Origin of the sequence: Psittacicella melopsittaci, assembly GCF_003585925.1 — a bacterium.
GTDB classification, from domain to species: domain Bacteria; phylum Pseudomonadota; class Gammaproteobacteria; order Enterobacterales; family Psittacicellaceae; genus Psittacicella; species Psittacicella melopsittaci.
In genome coordinates this window covers 13158-34202 of record NZ_NRJH01000031.1, presented here as the reverse complement: position 1 = coordinate 34202, position 21045 = coordinate 13158, and the positions used below count along the sequence as shown (strand labels likewise).

General features: G+C 37.3%; 18 protein-coding genes and 1 pseudogene. 9 read left to right on the top strand and 10 right to left on the bottom strand.

The features are described from left to right. Nucleotides 1-4 precede the first annotated feature (4 nt). Both fruK and CJP74_RS04010 read left to right on the top strand, forming a co-directional pair. On the top strand, nucleotides 5-943 hold the full coding sequence (gene fruK, locus CJP74_RS04015; RefSeq protein WP_119496978.1) for a 1-phosphofructokinase: 939 nt from the start codon (nucleotides 5-7) through the stop codon (nucleotides 941-943). A 69-nt stretch (nucleotides 944-1012) separates the two neighbouring features. Beyond that, a complete protein-coding gene (locus CJP74_RS04010; RefSeq protein WP_119496977.1) occupies nucleotides 1013-2677 on the top strand; it encodes a fructose-specific PTS transporter subunit EIIC in 1665 nt (554 codons plus the stop codon). A 189-nt stretch (nucleotides 2678-2866) separates the two neighbouring features. On the opposite strand, the gene CJP74_RS04005 is transcribed toward CJP74_RS04010, so the two are convergent. Continuing rightward, nucleotides 2867-4213: a GntP family permease gene (locus CJP74_RS04005; RefSeq protein ID WP_119496976.1), complete on the bottom strand. Its 1347-nt coding sequence runs from the start codon at nucleotides 4211-4213 to the stop codon at nucleotides 2867-2869. 307 nt (nucleotides 4214-4520) lie between these two features. Between CJP74_RS04005 and CJP74_RS04000 the strand changes: the two genes are divergently transcribed. Then, complete coding sequence (locus CJP74_RS04000) at nucleotides 4521-5084, top strand: gluconokinase (RefSeq protein WP_119496975.1); 564 nt, start codon at nucleotides 4521-4523, stop codon at nucleotides 5082-5084. 195 nt (nucleotides 5085-5279) lie between these two features. Here CJP74_RS04000 and tehB read toward each other — a convergent pair whose 3' ends face one another. The 6 genes from tehB to aspS all read right to left on the bottom strand — a co-directional run bounded on the left by tehB (nucleotide 5280) and on the right by aspS (nucleotide 11305). Further along, nucleotides 5280-6143 (bottom strand): SAM-dependent methyltransferase TehB, encoded by an 864-nt coding sequence (gene tehB / locus CJP74_RS03995; protein ID WP_222986907.1) that lies wholly within the window; start codon nucleotides 6141-6143, stop codon nucleotides 5280-5282. Nucleotides 6144-6276: 133 nt separating this feature from the next. Next, nucleotides 6277-6990, bottom strand: coding sequence for a hypothetical protein (locus tag CJP74_RS03990; RefSeq protein WP_119496973.1), 714 nt, complete (start codon nucleotides 6988-6990; stop codon nucleotides 6277-6279). A 143-nt stretch (nucleotides 6991-7133) separates the two neighbouring features. Beyond that, nucleotides 7134-7886, bottom strand: a complete 753-nt coding sequence (ruvC, locus tag CJP74_RS03985) for a crossover junction endodeoxyribonuclease RuvC (RefSeq protein WP_119496972.1) — start codon at nucleotides 7884-7886, stop codon at nucleotides 7134-7136. 58 nt (nucleotides 7887-7944) lie between these two features. Beyond that, nucleotides 7945-8601 carry a hypothetical protein gene (locus tag CJP74_RS03980; protein WP_119496971.1) on the bottom strand — a complete coding sequence of 219 codons (657 nt, stop codon included), beginning with the start codon at nucleotides 8599-8601 and terminating at the stop codon, nucleotides 7945-7947. A gap of 150 nt (nucleotides 8602-8751) precedes the next feature. Further along, a complete protein-coding gene (locus CJP74_RS03975) occupies nucleotides 8752-9495 on the bottom strand; it encodes a YebC/PmpR family DNA-binding transcriptional regulator (protein WP_119496970.1) in 744 nt (247 codons plus the stop codon). Between the two features lie 25 nt (nucleotides 9496-9520). Next, nucleotides 9521-11305 (bottom strand): aspartate--tRNA ligase, encoded by a 1785-nt coding sequence (gene aspS, locus CJP74_RS03970; RefSeq protein ID WP_222986905.1) that lies wholly within the window; start codon nucleotides 11303-11305, stop codon nucleotides 9521-9523. Between the two features lie 147 nt (nucleotides 11306-11452). Between aspS and cmoA the strand changes: the two genes are divergently transcribed. The 4 genes from cmoA (at nucleotide 11453) to CJP74_RS03945 (ending at nucleotide 16123) form a co-directional block, all read left to right on the top strand. Next, nucleotides 11453-12199, top strand: coding sequence for a carboxy-S-adenosyl-L-methionine synthase CmoA (gene cmoA, locus CJP74_RS03965; RefSeq protein WP_119496968.1), 747 nt, complete (start codon nucleotides 11453-11455; stop codon nucleotides 12197-12199). 551 nt (nucleotides 12200-12750) lie between these two features. Continuing rightward, the gene (locus CJP74_RS03960) at nucleotides 12751-13275 is read left to right on the top strand and encodes a DUF1440 domain-containing protein (RefSeq protein WP_119496967.1); all 525 of its coding nucleotides are present in this window, start codon (nucleotides 12751-12753) and stop codon (nucleotides 13273-13275) included. Nucleotides 13276-13720: 445 nt separating this feature from the next. Then, nucleotides 13721-14242, top strand: a complete 522-nt coding sequence (locus CJP74_RS03955; RefSeq protein WP_119496966.1) for a DUF1440 domain-containing protein — start codon at nucleotides 13721-13723, stop codon at nucleotides 14240-14242. 522 nt (nucleotides 14243-14764) lie between these two features. Beyond that, nucleotides 14765-16123, top strand: a complete 1359-nt coding sequence (locus tag CJP74_RS03945; RefSeq protein WP_119496965.1) for an MFS transporter — start codon at nucleotides 14765-14767, stop codon at nucleotides 16121-16123. A 340-nt stretch (nucleotides 16124-16463) separates the two neighbouring features. Here CJP74_RS03945 and bioB read toward each other — a convergent pair. After that, nucleotides 16464-17435 (bottom strand): annotated as a pseudogene (gene bioB, locus CJP74_RS03940) (biotin synthase BioB); the annotation flags it as partial. 167 nt (nucleotides 17436-17602) lie between these two features. After that, a complete protein-coding gene (locus CJP74_RS03935) occupies nucleotides 17603-18976 on the bottom strand; it encodes an L-serine ammonia-lyase (protein WP_119496963.1) in 1374 nt (457 codons plus the stop codon). 214 nt (nucleotides 18977-19190) lie between these two features. Here CJP74_RS03935 and CJP74_RS03930 point away from each other — a divergent pair, with 214 nt between their 5' ends. Together CJP74_RS03930 and CJP74_RS03925 are read left to right on the top strand one after the other, a co-directional pair. Continuing rightward, on the top strand, nucleotides 19191-19538 hold the full coding sequence (locus tag CJP74_RS03930) for a zinc ribbon domain-containing protein YjdM (RefSeq protein ID WP_119496962.1): 348 nt from the start codon (nucleotides 19191-19193) through the stop codon (nucleotides 19536-19538). Between the two features lie 197 nt (nucleotides 19539-19735). Then, entirely contained in the window at nucleotides 19736-20338 is a 603-nt protein-coding gene (locus tag CJP74_RS03925) for a GAF domain-containing protein (RefSeq protein WP_119496961.1), read from the top strand. A 39-nt stretch (nucleotides 20339-20377) separates the two neighbouring features. Here CJP74_RS03925 and CJP74_RS03920 read toward each other — a convergent pair whose 3' ends face one another. Next, nucleotides 20378-20986, bottom strand: coding sequence for a flavin reductase family protein (locus CJP74_RS03920; RefSeq protein ID WP_119496960.1), 609 nt, complete (start codon nucleotides 20984-20986; stop codon nucleotides 20378-20380). Between the last annotated feature and the right edge of the window lie 59 nt (nucleotides 20987-21045).

Sequence of the window (21045 nt, the reverse complement as noted above, 5' to 3'; positions counted from 1 at the left end):
TAACATGACTAAAGTAGCAACCATTACTTTAAACCCAGCTATGGACCTTGTAGGTCGTGTAGGGGAAATCGAAGTTGGTGAAGTAAACACTGTAGAAACTTTAGGTTTATACCCAGCTGGTAAAGGAATCAACGTTGCTAAAGTTTTAGCAGATTTAAAAGTACAAAGCACAGTTACTGGTTTTTTAGGTGCAGATAACAAAGGTGACTTTGAAGCTGAATTTGCTAAATATGGCATTGAAGACAAATTTGCTCGTGTTGCGGGGAAAACACGTGTAAATATTAAAGTTACTCAAGAAGACGGCGAAGTAACTGACTTAAACTTCCAAGGTTTTACAGTAACTCCAGCCGATTGGCAAGCTTTTGTGCAACAAACTCTTGAGCAATTAAAAGGCTTTGATTATGTTGCTGTTTGTGGTTCTTTACCACGTGGTGTAGAACTTGCAGATTTTAAAGCTTGGTTAGAACAATTAAATGCTTTAGGTTGCAAAGTTATTTTTGATAGCTCAAATAAAGCATTAGAAGTAGGTTTACAAGCTAACCCTTGGTTAATTAAACCTAACTGGAGAGAATTAGAAGTTTTAACACAAACTAAATTCGACTCTATTGAACAAGTTTTAGCAGCAGCACGCCAATTAAACGCTCAAGGTATTACTAATGTTGTAGTATCTATGGGAGCTAAAGGTTCATTATGGGTAACTAAAGATTTTGTTTACCAAGCTCAACCGCCAAAAATTACTAATGTAGTTTCAACAGTAGGGGCTGGTGACTCTATGGTTGCAGGCTTTATTTATAGCCTCGTAAATAACCTTGACCCTGAGCAAACTTTACGCTTTGCTTCGGCGATCTCTGCTTATGCAGTAACTCAAGGTAATGTTGGGGTAGAAAGCCTAGAAACTCTAGATCCTTTCCTAGCTCAAGTAACAGTAAGCAAAATTGCTTAAAAATTTGTTCCTTTTTTAACCCACCAAATTGCCTAGTTCCTTTAAGGAAGGCGGCAATAAGGAAGTACAATGAATATTTATCTAACAAAATCATCTGCTCTTCCCGTAGCTTACGAACTTCTGGCTAAAACTCTTCTGAGCCAAGCAGGACATCAATTAGTTGATGATGCCTTTGCTGCAGATTTACGTCTTAGCCTGGAAAACCAAGTTACTGACGCAAAAGTTAATGGTCTTGCTGTTGCAGTAGTTGACTTACAAAAACTAGCTGACAATACTCGTGCTACTCTTGAAGCAGCTAAACCTGTAGTAGTTAATACTGTAGAAAACGCTAAAGCTGCTACAGAAACTTCAGGAGTAAAAAATATCGTTGCCGTAACTGCATGTCCTACTGGGGTAGCGCATACTTTTATGTCAGCCGAAGCTATCGAAGCTTACTGTAAAAGTAAAGGCTGGAATATTAAAGTAGAAACTCGTGGACAACAGGGTGTAGGTAACCCATTATCTCCAGAAGAAGTGGCAGCTGCTGACCTAGTATTTGCAGCAACAGATATTGAAGTTGATTTAAGTAAATTTGAAGGTCGTCCTTTCTACCACACTTCAACTAAAGCAGCTCTAAAAAATACAGCGCAAGAATTTGAAAAGGCATTTGCTCAAGCAAAACCTTATCAGTCTAAAGTAGCTACTTCTAGCTCTAGCACCGAAACAGCTAAGAGCGAAGGGGGCTGGCAAGCAATTTACCGTCACTTAATGACAGGTGTATCTCACATGTTACCAATTACGGTAGCTGGGGGATTATTAATTGCTCTAAGCTTCTTATTTGGTCCTAATGCTTTCCAAGAAGAAGGTACTTTACCAGCAGCCCTAATGACCATTGGTGGTGGTTCAGCATTTGCAATTATGCTTGCTGTATTCTCAGGATATGTTGCTTACTCAATTGCAGACCGTCCAGGTTTAGCTTCAGGTTTAATTACAGGTTTCTTAGTAACTAACCTTGGAGCTGGTTTCCTAGGAGCAATTGTTACAGGTTTCTTATCAGGTTATGTAACTCTGTTCTTAAGCAGAAGTATTAAGTTACCACCTTCAATTACTTCATTAAAACCTATATTAATTCTTCCACTTCTATCTACTCTAATTGTAGGTTTACTAACTGTATACCTCATTGGACCTTATGTATCGGTAGTTTCTCAATCATTATCTGATTGGTTAACTTCGCTTCAAGGTGGTTCAGCATTAGTTCTAGGTCTAATCCTTGGAGCTATGATGTGTATTGATATGGGTGGTCCAATTAATAAGGCTGCTTATGTAGTATCTGTAGGTCTTATTTCACAAGGCGTAACTACTCCTATGGCTGCAGTAATGGCTGCAGGTATGGTGCCACCTATTGGTATGGCAATTGCAACTTGGATTGCTCGTCGTAAATTCACAGCTCCACAACGTGACTCAGGTAACGTAGCCTTTGTTTTAGGTCTATGCTTTATCTCTGAAGGTGCTATTCCATTTGCAGCTGCAGACCCATTACGTGTAATTGCTTCTTCGGCTCTAGGTGGTGCTATTGCTGGTGCTATCTCAATGCTAGCAGGCGTACAATTAAATGCACCACACGGTGGGGTATTAGTTGCATTTACAGTAAACCACGTATTAACTTACTTTGTGGCAATTGCTGTAGGTTCAATTGTAACTGGTGTGCTTTATGCTATTCTCAAAGCAGCACCAAAAGCAGAAGCAAAAGCTTAATATCAACAAACAAAAAAGAGAAGTCATCTGGCTTCTCTTTTTTTATGCCTTAAATTTCAAAGAAATTGCTCATTTTTTCTATTCCAAAAACAAAAATAATTTATTCTTGTAAATATCCCATAAAGTTTGTTTACGGGACTTTTTTTGGCAAAAAAAAGAGAAGCTCGGTGAGCCTCTCTTTTTTTATTTTTAGAAGAGCACGTAACCTATACATGCAACAATAAAACCTACGCCGCCAATTAGAGTTTCTAACACTGTCCAAGTTTTTAGTGTAGTCTTGGTATCTATCTCTAAAAAACGACTCATGAGCCAGAAACCTGAATCATTTACATGCGAAAGTACAGTTGCTCCTGAAGCTATGGCAATTACAATAAAGCATAGATCTAATTCACTTAAACCCGTAGCCGCTTGTACGGTTGGAGCGATTAAAGCAGCCGCTGTTGTTAAGGCAACCGTTGCCGAACCTTGGGCTACCCTAATTACCGTTGCAATAACAAAGGCTGCCACAATAATAGGTAAACCAGTATGAGCAAAAATATTTGCTAGTTCTTGCCCTATTCCCGAAGCTCTTAATACGCCCCCGAACATACCACCAGCACCAGTTACAATTACTACCGAACAAATTGGACCTAGAGCTTTTTCACAAATAGATTCAAGTTCAGATAAAGTACGGTGTTGTTTAAGGAGAACTAAAGCAACAATTAGCGTAATTAATAAAGCTATTGGCGTTTTACCAATTAAACGTAAGGTATCAACAAAAGTTGAAGGTTCAATTACTTTAGCTACCAGTAAAGTATTACAAACCGTCTCCAGCATAATTAATAAAATAGGTAAAACTAAAATAAAAATTACGCGGGCAAAAGATGGTGGAGTAATATTTTCTTGTTCTTGCCCAAGCACAGCATTTAAAAATGCTTGTGGTAAAGGAACATATACTCTTTTCCCTATCCATAAACTATAGAGATATGAAGCTATATACCAGGTTGGAATGGCACATACTAAACCAACTAGTACTAATAAACCTATGTTAGCTCCCAGTAAATCAGCCGACACCACTGGACCTGGATGCGGTGGTAAAAAGGCGTGCATTACCGCAAATGCCCCTACCGAAGGGAAAACATAGTAGAGCACTGAGCCGCCAAGACGTTTTGCGAGGCTGAAAATAATTGGTAGCATTACCACAACCCCAGCATCAAAGAAGATTGGGAAACCAAAAAGTAACGAAGCTATACCTATAGCAAAGCCTGCTCGTTTTTCTCCAAAGGTTTCTACTAGTGTATCCGAAAGTACACGTGCCCCGCCCGATACTTCAAGTAAACGACCTATCATTGCCCCTAAACCTACAAGCAGAGCTACCGAAGCTAAGGTCGAACCAAAGCCACTAAGTAAAGTTGGGATAATTTGATCGATACTAATTCCCGCAGCTAAAGCTGTAAAAAGGCTAACTATAGTTAGCGCCACAAACGGGTGCACTTTTAGTTTAATAATCAGAAGAAGTAAAACTAAAATTGCCACCACCATAATAGCAATTAACATACTAATTCCTTAAAGCGAAGATAAGATTGATAAGAAATTTTCTTTTAGAATTTATAAAAGTTTCTTTTTATATTTTGCTCCTTTGTCGAGCCCTTGTAAAATAAAAATCTCATTTATGTGATCTAGATCACATAAATGAAAAAAACTTTCTTTTTTGCTTGCCTTAATTTTTTTCTCGGGTATATAATTAAAAAAGAAAAAAGAACAATTTTAGGGATTTTTAACCCTTTTTATAAATAGTTATCGCTTAATTTGCTTTTACGATTTTTTACAAATTTTCTCAAATTAAGCACAAAGAGACGGAAATATGGCACAAAACCAAGTAGTAATCCTTATGGGAGTATCGAGCACTGGTAAAAGCTCAGTTGGTAAAGCTGTAGCAGATAATCTCGGGATAAAATTTATTGACGGGGATGATTTACATCCGCGAGCAAATATTATAAAAATGAGCTCAGGGCGTCCGCTCAATGATCTAGACAGGGCACCATGGCTCGAACGTATTCGTGATGCAGTTTTTTCTTTAGATAATAAACACGAAAGTGGCATTATTGTTTGTTCGGCACTAAAACAACAATACCGTGACTTTATTCGCGAAGGTAATCCACGGGTAAAATTTATTCACTTACACGGAGATTATGATCTTATTCTTGAACGCCTAAAACAAAGATCTGGGCACTTTATGAAAGCAAATATGCTGCAAAGTCAGTTTGCTACTTTAGAAATGCCAGTTAATGAAACTGATGTAGTTCAAGTTGAAGTAGATAAATCTCTTCCTGAAGTAGTGCAAGCATGCTGTCAAATTCTCCAAGGCTGGATAAATGCAGAGCCTCAAGAGAGTTGCTCTAGCTCTAGCCCTAACGCTCCCCTTTAAAAACGAGTGTCTTTTTAGCTTAAAGTCTTGGATATTTTTAGTTTAAGACTTGTATATTTTTAGTTTAAGACTTGTATATTTTTATTTTCTCTTAGGTATAAAAAAATTGAGTCCCCAGGCACATGCCTGAGGACTTTTTTATGGTTAATTTTTTTAATTAGGGTATGACTAATTACTAGTGATCAACTTAACCCATTATTGTGGTTTGCGAGCTAACATAGTAGCAAATTGTAATTGAATGCGATTACCAAAGGCATCAGTTTTATGTAAATGCCCAAGGTTTTCATTATACTCAACAAACTCCCAACCTTGATATAAGTCTTTTAGCTGATTGCTCGCAAAAGTAAATGGGAAAGGCATAGAGCAAGGGTACTCTGGCGTTGACATGGCTGCAACAATCAGGTTATAGCCGCCTGGGTTAGTATGCTCTTGCATATTAGCAATAATCTTTTCAATAGCCTCTGCCTGACAGAACATTAATACTACTGTAGATACGATAAAGTCATAGTTATCTGTGAGACTAGCGCTATTAATATCATACTCACGTGCACTAATCGGTAATTGCTCTTTGCTAGCAATATTTTGCACAAAGTTAAGAGATTCAAGATTGCGATCTAAACTCTCAACCGTAAAACCATTTAAAGCTAAATAGAGCGAGTTTCTTCCCCCACCACAACCTAAATCTAATGCCTTACCTGGTTTTACTACCTCTAAAGCTTTAACTACTTCAGAGTGAGCAGGGCTCAGGTTATATTTTTTTGCTGAGTACATTTGTGGCGTACACATAAAAGCTAACTGGCATTCGAGGTCATCAGTTAGAGCTTGAACCTTGTGCCACACTTGGGGTTCAATAATTTGTGGGGTATTTTCTGGCGTTAAATCAACTTGTGATAGTTCGTTACCTTGCTCATCTAAAAAGTAAAATCTTAATTTCCCCTTAAGTACCGTTAAACGAGCATAAGTATCTTCTTTGGTGTTGTGCTGTTCTTGGAACATCGCCGGTAAAGTTTGGGCGTTCCATACAGGCATTTGTTTATAAACTAATAGATTGTCTGGAATTGACATATTTCCTCCGGAAGTAATTAAGCAAAAAATTATATTTTCTCAAAAAGCAAAAGCTCTGCTTTTAATGCGAGCAAATTGCTCGTAAAAAAAGAGCCAGAGGTTTTATCCTCTGGCATAAAATTCATGATTATTTGATTAACCCTTGCTCTACTTTTTCCTCATAGGCAGTAGAAGCTTGCATAAATTTAATTAAAGCTAAGGCAATTAAGAAGTAAATTACTCCTGCCATAGCTCCGGCATAACCATAAAGTGAAACTGTGTAACGTAATCCTGGAGCATTATATAGGGAAAGATTTAACTCTTGCAGAACGCCCAGAGCTAGGGCAACACTAGCTGCCGAACCTAAAATCCCTATGCCTATATATTTAAGTAAAGGTTTACCCGTAATACTTGTTTGACTATAAAGAGGGGCTAAATAAAAAGCTGTCCAAGCAAAACCTAACAACGAAACTAAAGCATACCCCGAGTAAAAGTATTGCTTTAACTCGCCTTGCCCTGCAAAAACTGCATCTGAACTTTGCGTTAAAGTAAAGATTAACCAACCTGTTAAAGCTAACAAAATTAAGTTAATTAAGGCAAAGAAAAAGCGAGGTTTTAAGGTTTTGCGACGAAAATATAGAGCACAAACACTTATAGCCAGAGGAATAAATCCTAACATTACGCCCAGAAAAACTACACGCCAGAGAGTAGAATATTCTACATTAGCGACTGCGACAAAGAAAAGATTCCAACTTTGTCCTGAAAAACTTTGAAAAGAATTTGACCAAAGGATCAAACTAACTACTGCAACCACAAAGAGCAGGGCTGAAGTACGAAAAAATGGTTTTGTGTTCGTTTGCATAAAATATAGATAATGTTGTTTGTTATTGCGGGCTTAGTATAGCAAATTAAGCCCAAGCTTGCTCAAAAGAAAACCAATTTTACCCGAGTTCAACTAAAAATCAAGGGCTTAGAGCCATAATAGTTGCACTAAGTTTGTGGGAATCAGCTCCCTTTTTTCTCTTTGAGCAGTTGTTTAATTTTTTCTTCGAGCTTAGTGCGGTTAGTTGCCTTACCAGATTTAACACTAAAGCGTCCCGAGTTAATTTTTATATTACTAAATTGGGCTTGCTTGGTGTCTATACCTTCTAAGTTAGGATCACTTGCTTGGGTTAAATTGCCTTGTTGCTGGGCAATAGCTTCTAAATTAAGCGAGTTATTGAGCAAGCCTTGTTGGGTACGCTGATCAAAGAGCCCGAGTTGAGTTTGTTGTTTTTGGATTAGCAATCGGCTATTTAAAGTATGAGCATGAGATATAGCCAGAGCTAGAGCATCGGAAGCATCAAGTTTAGGTTTAACGCTGAGATTAAGTAAACGACAAACCATGCGATTTACTTGCTCTTTTTTGGCACTACCTATGCCCGTAACAAATTTTTTCGCTTGTCGAGCCGATAACTCAAAAATGGTTGCTCCGCCTAGACTCCCAGCTAAAATTGCAATTCCTCGTGCCATGCCGAGTTTAATTGCCGACTGGGGGTTTTGGGCAATAAATACTTGCTCAACCACCATGTGATCTGGATTATATTGGGCAATTACCTCTTGTAACTGAGCAAAAATAATGGGTAAGCGACTATTAATTTCGCTTCCCTTAACACTGATTACCCCTGAGGTTAAATAGGTTAACTTAGAACCCTTTTTTTCAATTATGCCATAGCCCGTATTAATGGAACCTGGGTCTAGGCCTAAAATAATGGTCATGGAATTCTCTCGTTTTTTGCTCTCTATTATAAAACAAAGGCAAAGAAATTTCTTTGCCTTAGTAGCTTCCTAAACGCCGACGCATACGAGGAAGAAAAACATTAATTAAAGTTTGGAAGCAAGCATAGGTTAAACTTGCAATCACAAAATAAGAAGCCCCTTGCCAAGTTAAAAGCTCTTGGCTTTGGCTATGATAAAACATTACTAGCGAGCTAAGAAAAATTGCTAAAGTAAGAAGAAAATTTCTCCCCCAAGCTAAAGAACGCGAACGACAAGGAAGATAGAATTTTTGTAAATACATACAAAGAACAAAAAGATAACCCAAGCCTAATGTCTCATAAACGCTAGTCAAAAAAACCTGCTCGGCATCCATGAGATAGCAACTCCAAGTAAAACTTACCGCAAAAGCAAGAAGAGAAAAAACCAAGAGCTTGACTCTGCCTCTACCTCGTTTAAGAGCCGCAAAAAGACTCGTTAAAACTAAAAACAAAAGCAAAGGACTCAAATAAAAACTTAAATGCAGCAAGCTTCCCCAGGTTACTACTTGCCAAAAACCAACAAGCTCGATTTTTTTACCTAAACTAGTAACATAAGGGTCTAAGACCCAAGAGAGTAAAAGGGTAAGTGCGGTGATAAATAAAACAAATAACATGCCTTTAAAGAGCTTAAAGTAGTTTAAGCTCGAAACGGCAAAAATATTACGTGCAAAGTGCATGACAATCCCAAGAAAGAGTTCGTTTTTTTCCCTCTTATTTTACGCTAAAAGCCCCGTAATTTGGGGCTTATTTACTCATTATGTGATCTAGATCACATTTTGTAAATAAAAAAAGAAGACCGGAGTCTTCTTTTTTTAGTAAAACTTAATTTACTCTAAAGCAGCAGCTACTTCATCTGAAATTTCCCCATTGTGGAAAACTTCTTGTACGTCATCAAGATCTTCAAGTGAATCAATTAATTTCACAAAAGTTGTTGCTGCTTCTACATCAAGTTCAATTTTGTTTGCTGGGATTTGAGCAATTTCAGCATTTGCTGGTTTTAAGCCTGCTGCTTCTAAAGCATCACGCACTTCGTTAAAGTTTTCCCATGGGCAGTAAACATCAACTGTACCGTCACCATAATCAACTATATCTTCACAACCAGCTTCTAAAGCAGGTTCCATTACCTCTTCTTCTGAAGAGTTTTCAAATGTAAATACCCCACGTTTAGTAAAGAGGTAAGCAACTGAACCATCAGTACCTAGGTTACCACCTAAGCGCGTAAACGCGTGACGTACTTCAGAAACTGTACGATTACGGTTATCCGTTAAGCACTCAACCATGATTGCTGTACCGCCTGGACCGTAACCTTCATAGATAATAGTATCCATGTTGGTTCCTTCACCGCCACCAGCACCACGTTCAACAGCACGATTGATTGTATCACGTGTCATGTTGTTCGAAAGTGCCTTGTCTACTGCTGTACGCAGACGAGGGTTAGAAGATACATCACCACCGCCTAGTTTAGCGGCAACTGTAATTTCACGAATTAATTTTGTAAAGATTTTACCACGTTTAGCATCTTGGGCTGCTTTTTTGTGTTTAATATTAGCCCACTTACTATGACCTGCCATACAATTTCTCTTTTAGATTGATTTATTACTTATCACGATGTACCTTGTACTCAGGTACTACATCGATAGCTACTTCTGCAAGTTGTTTGTCAGCAACATAAGAAGGAGCATTTGTCATTAAACAAGTTGCACTATTAGTTTTCGGGAAGGCAACTACATCACGAATATTTTCTGTTCCTGTTAAAAGCATAGCAATACGGTCAAAACCAAAAGCACAACCTGCATGAGGCGGAGCTCCGTATTTAAATGCATCTAATAAGAAACCGAATTTATCTTGTTGTTCTTCGGCATCAATACCAATTAAATCAAAGATTTTTGATTGCAGTTTTTGGTTATAGATACGTACTGAACCTGAAGATACTTCGTAACCGTTGATTACCATATCACAAGCATCGGCACGAATATCTAAAACTGGAGTATTTTCTAAGTACTCAACTGTACCCACAATTGGTGAGGTAAATGGGTGGTGAGCAGCAATTAGCGCACCTGACTCTTCATCAATTTCGTACATAGGGAAGTTGATTACCCATAATGGAGCAAAAGCTTCTAGATCAACAAGGTTTAGATCACGACCTAAACGAATACGTAAACCACCTGCAGCCTTAGTTGCTACATCCTTGTGATCAGCAAGAATAAATACTTGGTCATTGGTATCTAACTCAAGAGTTTGATTGAGGCTTGCATAAATTTCTGGAGTAATAAATTTAGCAATTGAACCTTTAACTTGAGCTGTTGCTGCATCTACTACGCTAAAGTGAGCTAGACCACCTAAACCTAATGAGTTTACATATTTAGTATACTCGTCGATTTTTTTACGGCTAAATTGCTCAGCAGCTTGAGGAACTTTAATTGCAATTACACGAGCTTTAGGGTCGTTAGCTGCTTTAGCTAAGAACTCTAAACCAACTTGAGTAAAGGCAGTGTTTACGTCTTTTAATAATAATGGGTTACGTAAATCAGGTTTATCCGAACCATAGTCACGCATTGCTTGGTCATAAGTTAAATGCGGGAACTTGGCAGGTAAGTCGTAATTTAATACTTCTTTCCAAAGGTTACGAATTAAGTTTTCTCCGATTTCACGTACTTCTTCGCCTGTTAAGAAAGTAGTTTCTAAGTCTACTTGGGTAAACTCTGGTTGACGGTCTGAACGTAAGTCTTCATCACGGAAACATTTTACAATTTGGAAGTAACGATCAAAACCAGACACCATTAATAATTGTTTATATAATTGTGGTGACTGAGGTAAGGCGTAGAATTTACCTTTGTTTACACGTGAAGGAACTAAGTAGTCACGAGCACCTTCTGGAGTAGCTTTTGATAATACAGGAGTTTCTACTTCAATAAAACCGTTATCTGATAAGAATTTACGGATTACTTGATAAGCCTTGTGACGCACAAAAAAGCGTTGTTGGTTTTCTGGACGACGTAAATCTAGGTAACGGTATTTAAGACGTAACTCTTCAGGTACTTCAGTATTGTAGTCTAAAGGTAATACGTCTGCTTCTGAGTAAACATGTACTTCAGTTGCTTCAATTTCAATTTCCCCAGTTTTCATTTTAGGGTTTACTTGATCATCAGGACGAGCACGTACTACACCTACAACACGAATGCATGATTCTGGACGTAAGTTAGATACCTTAGCAAAGAACTCTGCTTCAGGTTTAATAAATACTTGTACTGTACCTTCACGGTCACGTAAATTGATGAAACATAAACCACCAAAATTACGATTACGGTCAATCCAACCGTTTAATGTCACAGTTTGACCTACATATTCTTTGGTCACTGCACCACAATATAAACGCATTATAGCCTACCTTAATATTTGAAATTCTTTAGGATTTTTTTCTCGGAAAAAAATGTCTGCTACAATTATACCACAAGTGGGCATTTTTCTCAGTTAGCTACTTTGTCAACCTGTGCTATAATAATATGTTGCAGTAAATTTAGAAAAATTATGACAAAAGATAACATTTACGCTGAGCAAGATATTCCTGGTGACTTCCAATTTAATGATCTAGTAGCGGAAGTTTTTCCCGACATGATCCAACGCTCAGTACCAATTTATAATGCGATTCTCGAAAATATTCCTCTTCTCGGACATCGCTATATTCAAGATCAAACTAATGTGTATGATCTGGGTTGCTCTCTGGGTGCCATGACTTTTGCTGTACGTCAAAGCCTCCCGCTTAAACAAGGTGAGGTACCACAAGGCGTTAACTTTTACGCTGTGGACAATAGCGAAGCTATGATCCAAAGAGCTAAACTAAAACTTGCAGGCTATCAAAGTAACTATCCTACCCATTTTCTTTTAGACAATATTGAAAATGTAACTATTACTAATGCTAGCTTGGTTATTATGAACTTTGTCCTGCAGTTTTTTAAACCTGCAGAACGCTATGCCCAATTAGAGCGTATTTATGCTGGCTTAAACCCAGGTGGGGTGTTAATGCTTTCTGAAAAATTCATTAACCCAGATCCCCTTGCCGAAGAACAAATTTGTCAGTTGCACTGGGATTTTAAAGCAAAAAATGGTTACTCGCAATTAGAAATTGAACGTAAGCGTAATGCCATTGAAAATATTATGATTCTCGACACCTTGCCTGAGCATTTAGCTCGCTTAGAGCAAATTGGCTTTAAAGCAGTTATCTGGCAATTAGGTTTTAACTTCTGTTCAATTCTTGCTTTTAAACCGCAAGCTTAGATTTATTTCCCCAAGGACTTAGGTTCTTGGGGTATTTTTTTTGTTTGGTTTTTTTGTGCTTTTTTTGTTTGGATTTTAGTTGAGCACTAATTAAAATAATTAATCATTAGATATCACAGGAAAGCCGTTTTTTTTATGTCTGAATTTTAGTTGATCACTAATTTTAATAATTAACTGGTTTTTTTGTTTGGTTTTTTTGTTTGGTTTTTTTGTTTGGTTTTTTTGTTTGGTTTTTTTGAGTGGGGGCGGGCTTTTCGTTTTATTAATGAAATTATTTTTGCGGAGTATTAATGAGGGAGTCTTTTATTTATTTCTCTCTAAAAATCCGATTAATTCTCACACACTTTTCTAAGGTTATTAAAATTTTTTTAATTTTAGTGTCTATCGTTTCAATCTAGAAAAAGCCATATAAGTAACCCATTGGTAATGGCAAAACTTACCATTTGGTAAGATTTGCAAGCCTCTTTTTTTTCTAAAAATAAGTTATATAATCATTGCAACAACTTAATAATCATTTCTTTTTTATTTCAAACAACACAAGAAAAAACACTATGAACAACTTATTTATTCAAACAAAAAAATCACAACGTCGTTATCTTTTAGCATTTTTCATTGCAATCTTTGTAGGGATAATTGCAGCCTTTGTAAAAGGGGGCTGGACACAATTAATGCCAATGCAAGTTGCAGGTGAAACTCCAGCTCTGTTAAGCTTTTTAAAAGTATTTGGTATAGAATTTGCTGGTAAAACCTATACGGTTTTAGGTAACAATGTAAACTGGGTTATCCTAGGTACTCACATTGGCTTTTCTATTGTCTTAGCTGAAGTTTATGTAATTCTTGCTGAAATCTTCCCAAAAATTAGAATGGCTAAAGGTATAGCTTATGGTTGGATTTCAGGTCTAGCAGCTCACTACCTTGTATTCCCAATTTTAAGCATTCCTTACCAATTTACAGTTACAGGTTTAATCTCTGAATTAATTGGGGCAACTCTATTTGGTTGGATTCTTGAAGTACTTCGTGCTTACCTTCGTCAAGGAGCTACAGGTTACGCTAACGCTGAAGATATGCCAAATTAACAAGTAAACGCGTTGCTTTTCTCGGTCAAAAACTAAAAGTAAACTTGGTTATTTGGGGTAATACTTTAATTCAGGCTTAAAGTTAGTCTTACAAAACATAAAAAAACTTACCACAAAAATAAATAAACCATAGTCACACTTTAAAAAACCAATATAGGTTAATTATTTAACATAGTAAAAAACGATTCATATTTATTAAGTCTATTATTTTTAGGAGCCCTTTAGGGTTCCTTTTTTTATCTTGAGTTTATCGACAAAATCTTACACTTTTTACTCAAGAATAAAAATTTTTCTTTTCACTTCAACCCCGACAATATCAAAGAAAAATCTATTTAGAGATAGCTAAAGTACAATCTCACTCTTGCTTTTTTCTCCCCAAAAATACTACAATAAAGCGTCTTTTTGCTAATTAAAAAAATTTTAGAGAAGTCTAAGAAGGTTATTTATGAATTTATTTCAAATGACAAAACCTAGTCAACGTCGCTTTCTTTTAATGTTTGTAATTGCGATTGTTGCAGGTATTTTATCCGCATTCGTTAAAGATGGATGGGAATCTACTTTCCCGCCTCGTGGTGTACATGATGTTCCACCACCAGTATTATTCTTAGAAGTATTTGGTGTTGATGTTTCAACAAAAACTTACACTATTCTAGGTGTAACTGGTAACTGGGCAGCGACCTTAACTCACTTAGTATTCTCTATTGTAATGGCTGAAATCTACTGCCTTTTAGCTGAAGTTCTTCCTAAAGTAAGACTTCTTAAAGGTGCAGTATACGGTTATATTGCCGCTTTAAGTGCTCACTATGTGGTTTTACCTATGTTAGGTCTTCCACGTGAGTTCTCTATCCCTGGCTTTTTATCTGAGTTAGGTGGTACTTTCTTATGGATCTGGACTATTGAAGTGTTCCGTGCTTATATGCGTGAAGGTGCTACTGGCTATAAAAACGCTGAGGATATGCCAAGTTAGTTATAACAACAAAACACAAATCTGGAGGTCTGACGGCCTCCTTTTTTGTTATTTAAGCTTTATCATTTTTTTCTTTGGAGCTTTAGCATTTTTTTCTTCTTGCTTTCTTTTTTGCTTTATCATTTTTTTCTTCTTGCTTTTCTCTTTTTGCTTTCTTCTTTTTCTTCCTCTTTTTTTCCTCTTACTTTCTTCTTTTTCCTTCTTTTTTCCTCTTGCTTTCTCCTTTTTTTTCCCTCTTTTTTCCTCTCTTTTTTCCTATTTTTTTATCTTTATTCTTGCTTGTTCTTTTTTCTTTTTTTCGCTATACCCCTACATTTACTTAAGGGATTTATCTCAAGATTTATTAGGATTATCCGAACCTTATATAGTCTCAGCTTATTCTTAAGAACTTACTTTTGCAAATTGCCAGTTTTTCTAGTACAATATGCCACACTGTATTAAATTTAATTGCCTTAGCAATAAATTGGTAAAAAAGGCACGGTCAGCCAAAAGTGACTCCACAATTAAATATATAATTTCATTATGAAACTTTATAGATTTAAACAACACACTCTAAACAAACAACATCAAGATACAACTTTAGACCAACAACCTATTGGGCAAGCGTCACCAACCTATGGTGGAGTAGATTATGTTTCGCCTCACCAAATCCAACTCCAGAAGAAACTTGGGAGTAAAATTATTCTCTTACTAATTCTGGGAATCATTGCCGTATCGGCACCTGTAAGTAATGACGCTTTAATTCCTGCTATAGTAACACTTAAAGACTTCTTTGCTGTAAGCGTAGAACAAATTCAAGCCGTAATTCCTTATTTTGTCATAGGTCTAGGAATTGGGCAAGTAATTTGGGGACCAGTAATTGACCGCTTTGGGCGTAAGTCTGTTTTAAGTGGGCTTATAGTTGCGGCTATAGTAAGTAACTTTATTATTGTTAGTGTTACTAGCTATGAAGCTTTCTTAGGCATGCGCATAGTACAAGGTATTATTTACGTAGGCTTAGGGGTAATCCCTTCGGTAGTATTAAAAGACATCTACTCTCCACGTGAGTTCATTGTTTATAATGCTTACCTTACAACTTTATTTATGTTTGGTCCAGCATTAGCGCCTCTAATTGGTAGTTTAATGCTTAAATTTATTCCATGGCAAGGTATTTACCATGTGATCTCGGTTTTACTTTTAGTTGCGTTTTTAGCTTTTTTAAGATCAGTTCCTGAAACTATTGATCCTGAGAAAAAACAACCTTTCCATACGGTACGTATTCTGCGTAACTACTTAAGCATTCTTAAAAATCCACCGTCAGTGGCATTAATTATTGCCATTACTGCTTTAGAAATTGCAGGGATTGCCATTCCAACATTATTACCAGCAGTTCTAATTGTGGATTACAATATAGATCCAACTACAAGTTCGATCCTATTAGGAGTAAGTATTGCTTTCCTTATTGCGGGGATGATCGTAAACCAACAACTAGTACGTAAACAAGTTGCAATTAACACCGTTTGGAAAGTGTTTTCCCTACTCTTAATTGTAAGCGTTGCCTTTAACGTATTTCTTATTAGCACAGGTTTAATTAGCCATCATCTGCTGGTTATTAGCCTTGCGATCAATGGCTTTTTCTTTGGGGCTTTAAACGGAACCATGCATTCGGTTTACCTCATGCGTTATGAGCACATTACAGGTACTGCCTTAGCACTTCTTCTCTCAACTATGCTAATTCTTTCAGGAATTATCCTTGCTCCAATTACGCAATTACCACGTCTTGGTGGGTTAACTTTAGTTGCTTTAATTGGCGTAGCTGCTTTAACAGCAGGGATAATCAACCTTGTTTACCAAAAAGTATGGGGTATTGATGAGGACAAGGCTTCGCAAGCTGCTCATTAATCTTTCAATTTACATATAAAAAAAGAGTGATCAAAACGATCACTCTTTTTTATTATGCTCTTTATTTAAGAGCCTTTTTTTAGATTGTATAGTTTTTACTGACTATTTAATTCGATTTTTTTGTTAGCTAGGCTTAAGCCTTGTAGTAGCCAACTCCAGAATCATCTTTTTTATCACTTACACAACCACAGCCTGAACCACAACCACCTGAAGTTTGTTCTCCAGCAAAGTGAGCTGGGTGGCTATGCTCAAGAAACTCTTGCGTACCGTGTTCGGCAATATAGTCGGTCATTTCTTGTTCTTGCTGTTCTAAAATTGTCGCAAAATCAAGATCTGAACCTTCAGGTTTCATATCGAGTTTGTAAAGTAATTGAGCGTCAAAGTTGTTATCTGGGTTAGAGGTAGTTAAGAGTTTTTCACCGTAGAAAATACTATTAGCCCCAGCTAAGAAACACATAGCCTGCATAGATTCAGGCATTTGTTGTCTTCCTGCTGATAAACGTACATGCGAATTTGGCATGAGAATACGAGCAATAGCAATAGTACGAACAAACTCTGTCCAGTCTAAATCTTCGGCTTCAAAAAGAGGCGTACCTTCAACTTTTACTAGTTGGTTAATTGGTACTGACTCAGGTTGCGGATCTAAGTTTGCTAGACTCGCTAATAAACCTGCACGCTCTTTACGGCTTTCATTAAGACCGATAATACCGCCACAGCAAACTTTTAAGCCTGCCTCTCTTACTTTACCTAGAGTATTAATACGGTCATCAAATTTACGGGTGGTAATAATTTTTTCGTAATGCTCAGGAGCTGTATCTAGGTTGTGGTTATAGTAGTCTAGACCAGCTTCTTTAAGTTGTTCAGCTTGACCTTCTTCGAGAATACCAAAAGTACCACATACTTCCATACCTAAAGCTTTTACTTCGGCAATAGCTTCACGTAACATTGGCATGTGTCTTTCTTTTGGTCCACGCCATGCTGCTCCCATACAAAAACGTGTTGCCCCTTTAGCTTTAGCTAGTTTAGCTTTAGCAACTATTTCTTCTTTTGCTAAAAGTGCTTCGTTTTCTACTCCTGTATGATAACGAGCTGACTGCGGACAGTAAGTACAATCTTCAGGACAACCCCCAGTTTTAATCGAGAGAAGCGTGGAAAGCTGTACTTCTTGGGGATTAAAGTTTTCGCGGTGAATACGAGCTGCCTCGAAAACTAACTCTAAAAACGGAGTTTCAAATAGTTTTTCTACTTCACACACAGTCCAGTAGTCAGTTTGTTTGTGTGGAGTTAATTTAGTTATTTTGAGTTTTTGCATAATTTGTTATCACTTGCACAGAACCACCCTTGTCAAAAAAATACTTCTTGGACAAGTATAGGTTAATCAAAAAATTCTTTTTTTCTAGTCCTAAATTAAGTACCCATTATACCACAGGCAAGAAATTTGTTTGCTTTAGCAAAAAACGAAGGGATATCCCCTTCGTTTTAAGCACAAATATTAGTTACTTTAATCGCCAGACCACCCGTTGAGGTTTCACGATATTTAGCGTTCATATCTTTACCCGTTTCGTACATAGTCTCGATAACCTTATCAAGCGAAACACTTGGGTCATTAACACGACGTAAAGCCATACGGGCTGAGTTAACCGCTTTAGTTGAAGCTATAGCATTACGTTCAATACAAGGAACTTGTACTTGCCCTGCTACTGGATCACAAGTTAAACCCAGATTATGCTCCATGGCAATTTCGGCAGCAATAAATACTTGCTTAGGTGAACCGCCCATGATTTCAGCAAAGCCTGCAGCGGCCATAGAACAAGCTACACCCACTTCGCCTTGACAACCTACTTCGGCACCTGAAATCGAAGCATTCATTTTATAGAGAGAACCTACGAGCGAACATACAAGTAAATAACGTTCTACTATATCATCGGTTAAGTGACCGTAGAATTTACCATAATAAGCTAAAACTGCAGGAACTATACCACATGCCCCATTAGTTGGAGCTGTTACTACGCGACCGCCAGCAGCATTTTCTTCATTTACGGCAAAGGCATAGAGATTTAACCAATCCATAGCATAAAGCGGATCTGAGTGCTCTTTAAGAATATCTGCTTCAAGGAGTTTACGTAAGCCAGGAGCACGACGACGTACTTTAAGAGGTCCAGGTAATAAACCTTCGGTAAGCATGCCACGTTGCATACATTCTTGCATAGTTTGCCAAATGCGAGCACAGTATTGCTTTAGTTCGCTCTCTGAGCGTAAAGATAACTCATTTTTACGTGCTAAATACGAAAGCGAGTAACCCGTATTTTCGGTATGACGGAGTAGGTCTTCGGCTGATTTATAATCAAACGGAGCTTTAACTTGCGTATCATCGCTTGCCTCAAAGTCTTTGTCTGTTACCACAAAGCCACCACCAATTGAATAATAGGTTTCTTGGGCAATAACTTGACCTTGACTAAAAGCTCTTACCGTTAGAGCATTTTCGTGGCGAGGTAGAAATTCTTTACGAAAGTTTAAATCATTATCATAGCAAAAAGAAATTTCTTTGGCTCCTAACCACACTGGGAGCTTTTTACTCGATTTAACCAGATTCATGTATTCGGTAATGCGTTCTACTTCTACATTTTCTGGTAAGTAGCCCATTAAGCCCATAACTACTGCCACATCGGTTAAGTGCCCAGCTCCGGTTAGAGATAAAGAACCATAAATATCGATTTCTATGCGGTCAAGACTAGCAAGCTTTTGCTCTTCTACCAACTTTTGCATAAATTTATAGGTCGCCACCATAGGACCAACTGTGTGCGAAGACGAAGGTCCTACGCCTATTTTAAAGATGTCAAATATACTAATCATAAATAAAAAAAATTATTTTTATTGGGATATTTTTTTATCCGGTTATTATAGCAAAATCTACAAGCATGAGATACTACTCCTTGCCACAAATGAACTTTTAGCTGTAACTAAATGATAATCACTCTTAGAAATATTTTTGGCAAAATAGCAAATTTAGGCTATAATACCTAAGTCTTTGAATTTCAAATAATATCTTTTTAAAGGAAAATTTTACATGTCTGAACCAGTTATCCACTGTCCTAAATGTAATTCAGAATTTACATATTTTGATGGCGTACACCATGTATGCTCTATGTGTGCTGCCGAGTTTGATCCAGAACAAATTGCTGCGGAACAAGCTGCTGGCGAAAAAGTATGGAAAGATGCTTTTGGTAACATTTTAGAAAATGGTGATACCGTAACTTTAATTAAACCTTTAAAAGTTAAAGGAACTAATATTACTTTAAAACAAGGTACTAAAGTAAAAAATATTCGTTTAGTTGATGGTGACCATGATGTAGACTGTAAAATTGACGGTCAAGCTTTTGGTTTAAAATCAGAATTCCTGAAAAAATCTAACTAAAATACCTTGCACATTTATTCTAATAATGCTATAATAAAAGCCCACCTCAAGAAAAGGTGGCAGAATAATCCGAGTCATTCTAAATGATTCAAAAAAATGTGTAATGTATATGTATGTATAAAAGGAGCAAGCATAGCTTGCTCCTTTTTTTATGCTACAATAAAAGTATAAGCTATTAATTATTTTTGGGAGGGATTATGTCACTGACCCCACAATATCAAACTTTACTGCAACAAGTTAAAGCTCTTAGTGAAAATGATAATAATCTAGTGAGCATACTTAGTAATATCTCCGCTTTGCTTAATGAACACCTCCCGGATATTAATTGGGTAGGCTTTTATCTCTTGCAACAGGAAGAAAAAGTACTCTACCTCGGACCATTCCAGGGTAAGGCAGCATGTACGCGCATTCCTCTGGGAAGTGGTGTTTGTGGCACAGCCGCTAAAGAAAATAAAACCTTACGCGTTGCCAATGTGCACGAATTTGAGGGACACATAGCCTGTGATAGTGCTTCAAATTCAGAAATTGTGATTCCTATTAAAGTAGGGCACGATGTAGTTGGCGTTCTCGATATAGATAGTCCTAGCCTTGAGCGTTTTAGCGAGCAAGACCAGCAAGGGCTCGAAGCCATAGTACAAGTGCTTAACAAGCAACTGGAAACTCTTGATGCTGACAACTTTGCCGTGTACTATGAAACGCCAAATAACCTGAGCTATAAGTCAGCTAAGTACCTCAGCTTTGGTGTGACCATAGGGATAATTTTAGGCTTAATTTTCTCAGGCTTATTTTTACTCTTTTAAGATAATAAAAAAACCTCCAAGCTCATTGGAGGTTTTTTCTTATTCTTGTTCTTTTGGTGTAAGTTGAGTTAATTTACTTACATCATTTTTTACCACTAGGCTTTTGCCTGTAAGGTAAAATTGTCCCCCAGCGGTGTAGTGTAAAGGACGTAAGGCATCTGAAGCTCCTTCTAGTTCCCAGTGCCCAGCACGGAAAACCTTATCATCTGCCCAAGCACCAATAATTTTACCAAGGAACAGGTCATATTTACTTTGCATAGCCTCTTCTGGAATTACTTCACAAAGAAGCCAAGCTGCCGCGTTACTTACATAAGGCATATCCTTGCCTCCAGGAATTTCCACAAATTCCACGCGACTTTTTTCTAGCTTATCTGCTACTTCATTTTTACTCATAGAACCAAGAGCAAGAACCTTGCTTGCTTGTTGGGCTGTTGGTACTTGTAAAACAAAATAGCCTGATTTTTCAATAAGCTTGCGAGTATAAGAATGTGAATCAAGCACTAGGCTTACTTTATCAAAGTCGAGCATACATGCCCAAGCAGCAGCCATTACATTTCTATCATCGATATATTGGGCTGAAACTAGGGTAACTGGACCGTGATTGAGTAAACGGTATGCTTTTTCTAAAGGTACTGATTTTATCGACATAAATTTCTACATGTTGTTTGTGTCCGTTCATATTATAGCACTAAATTAGCTTGACCCCA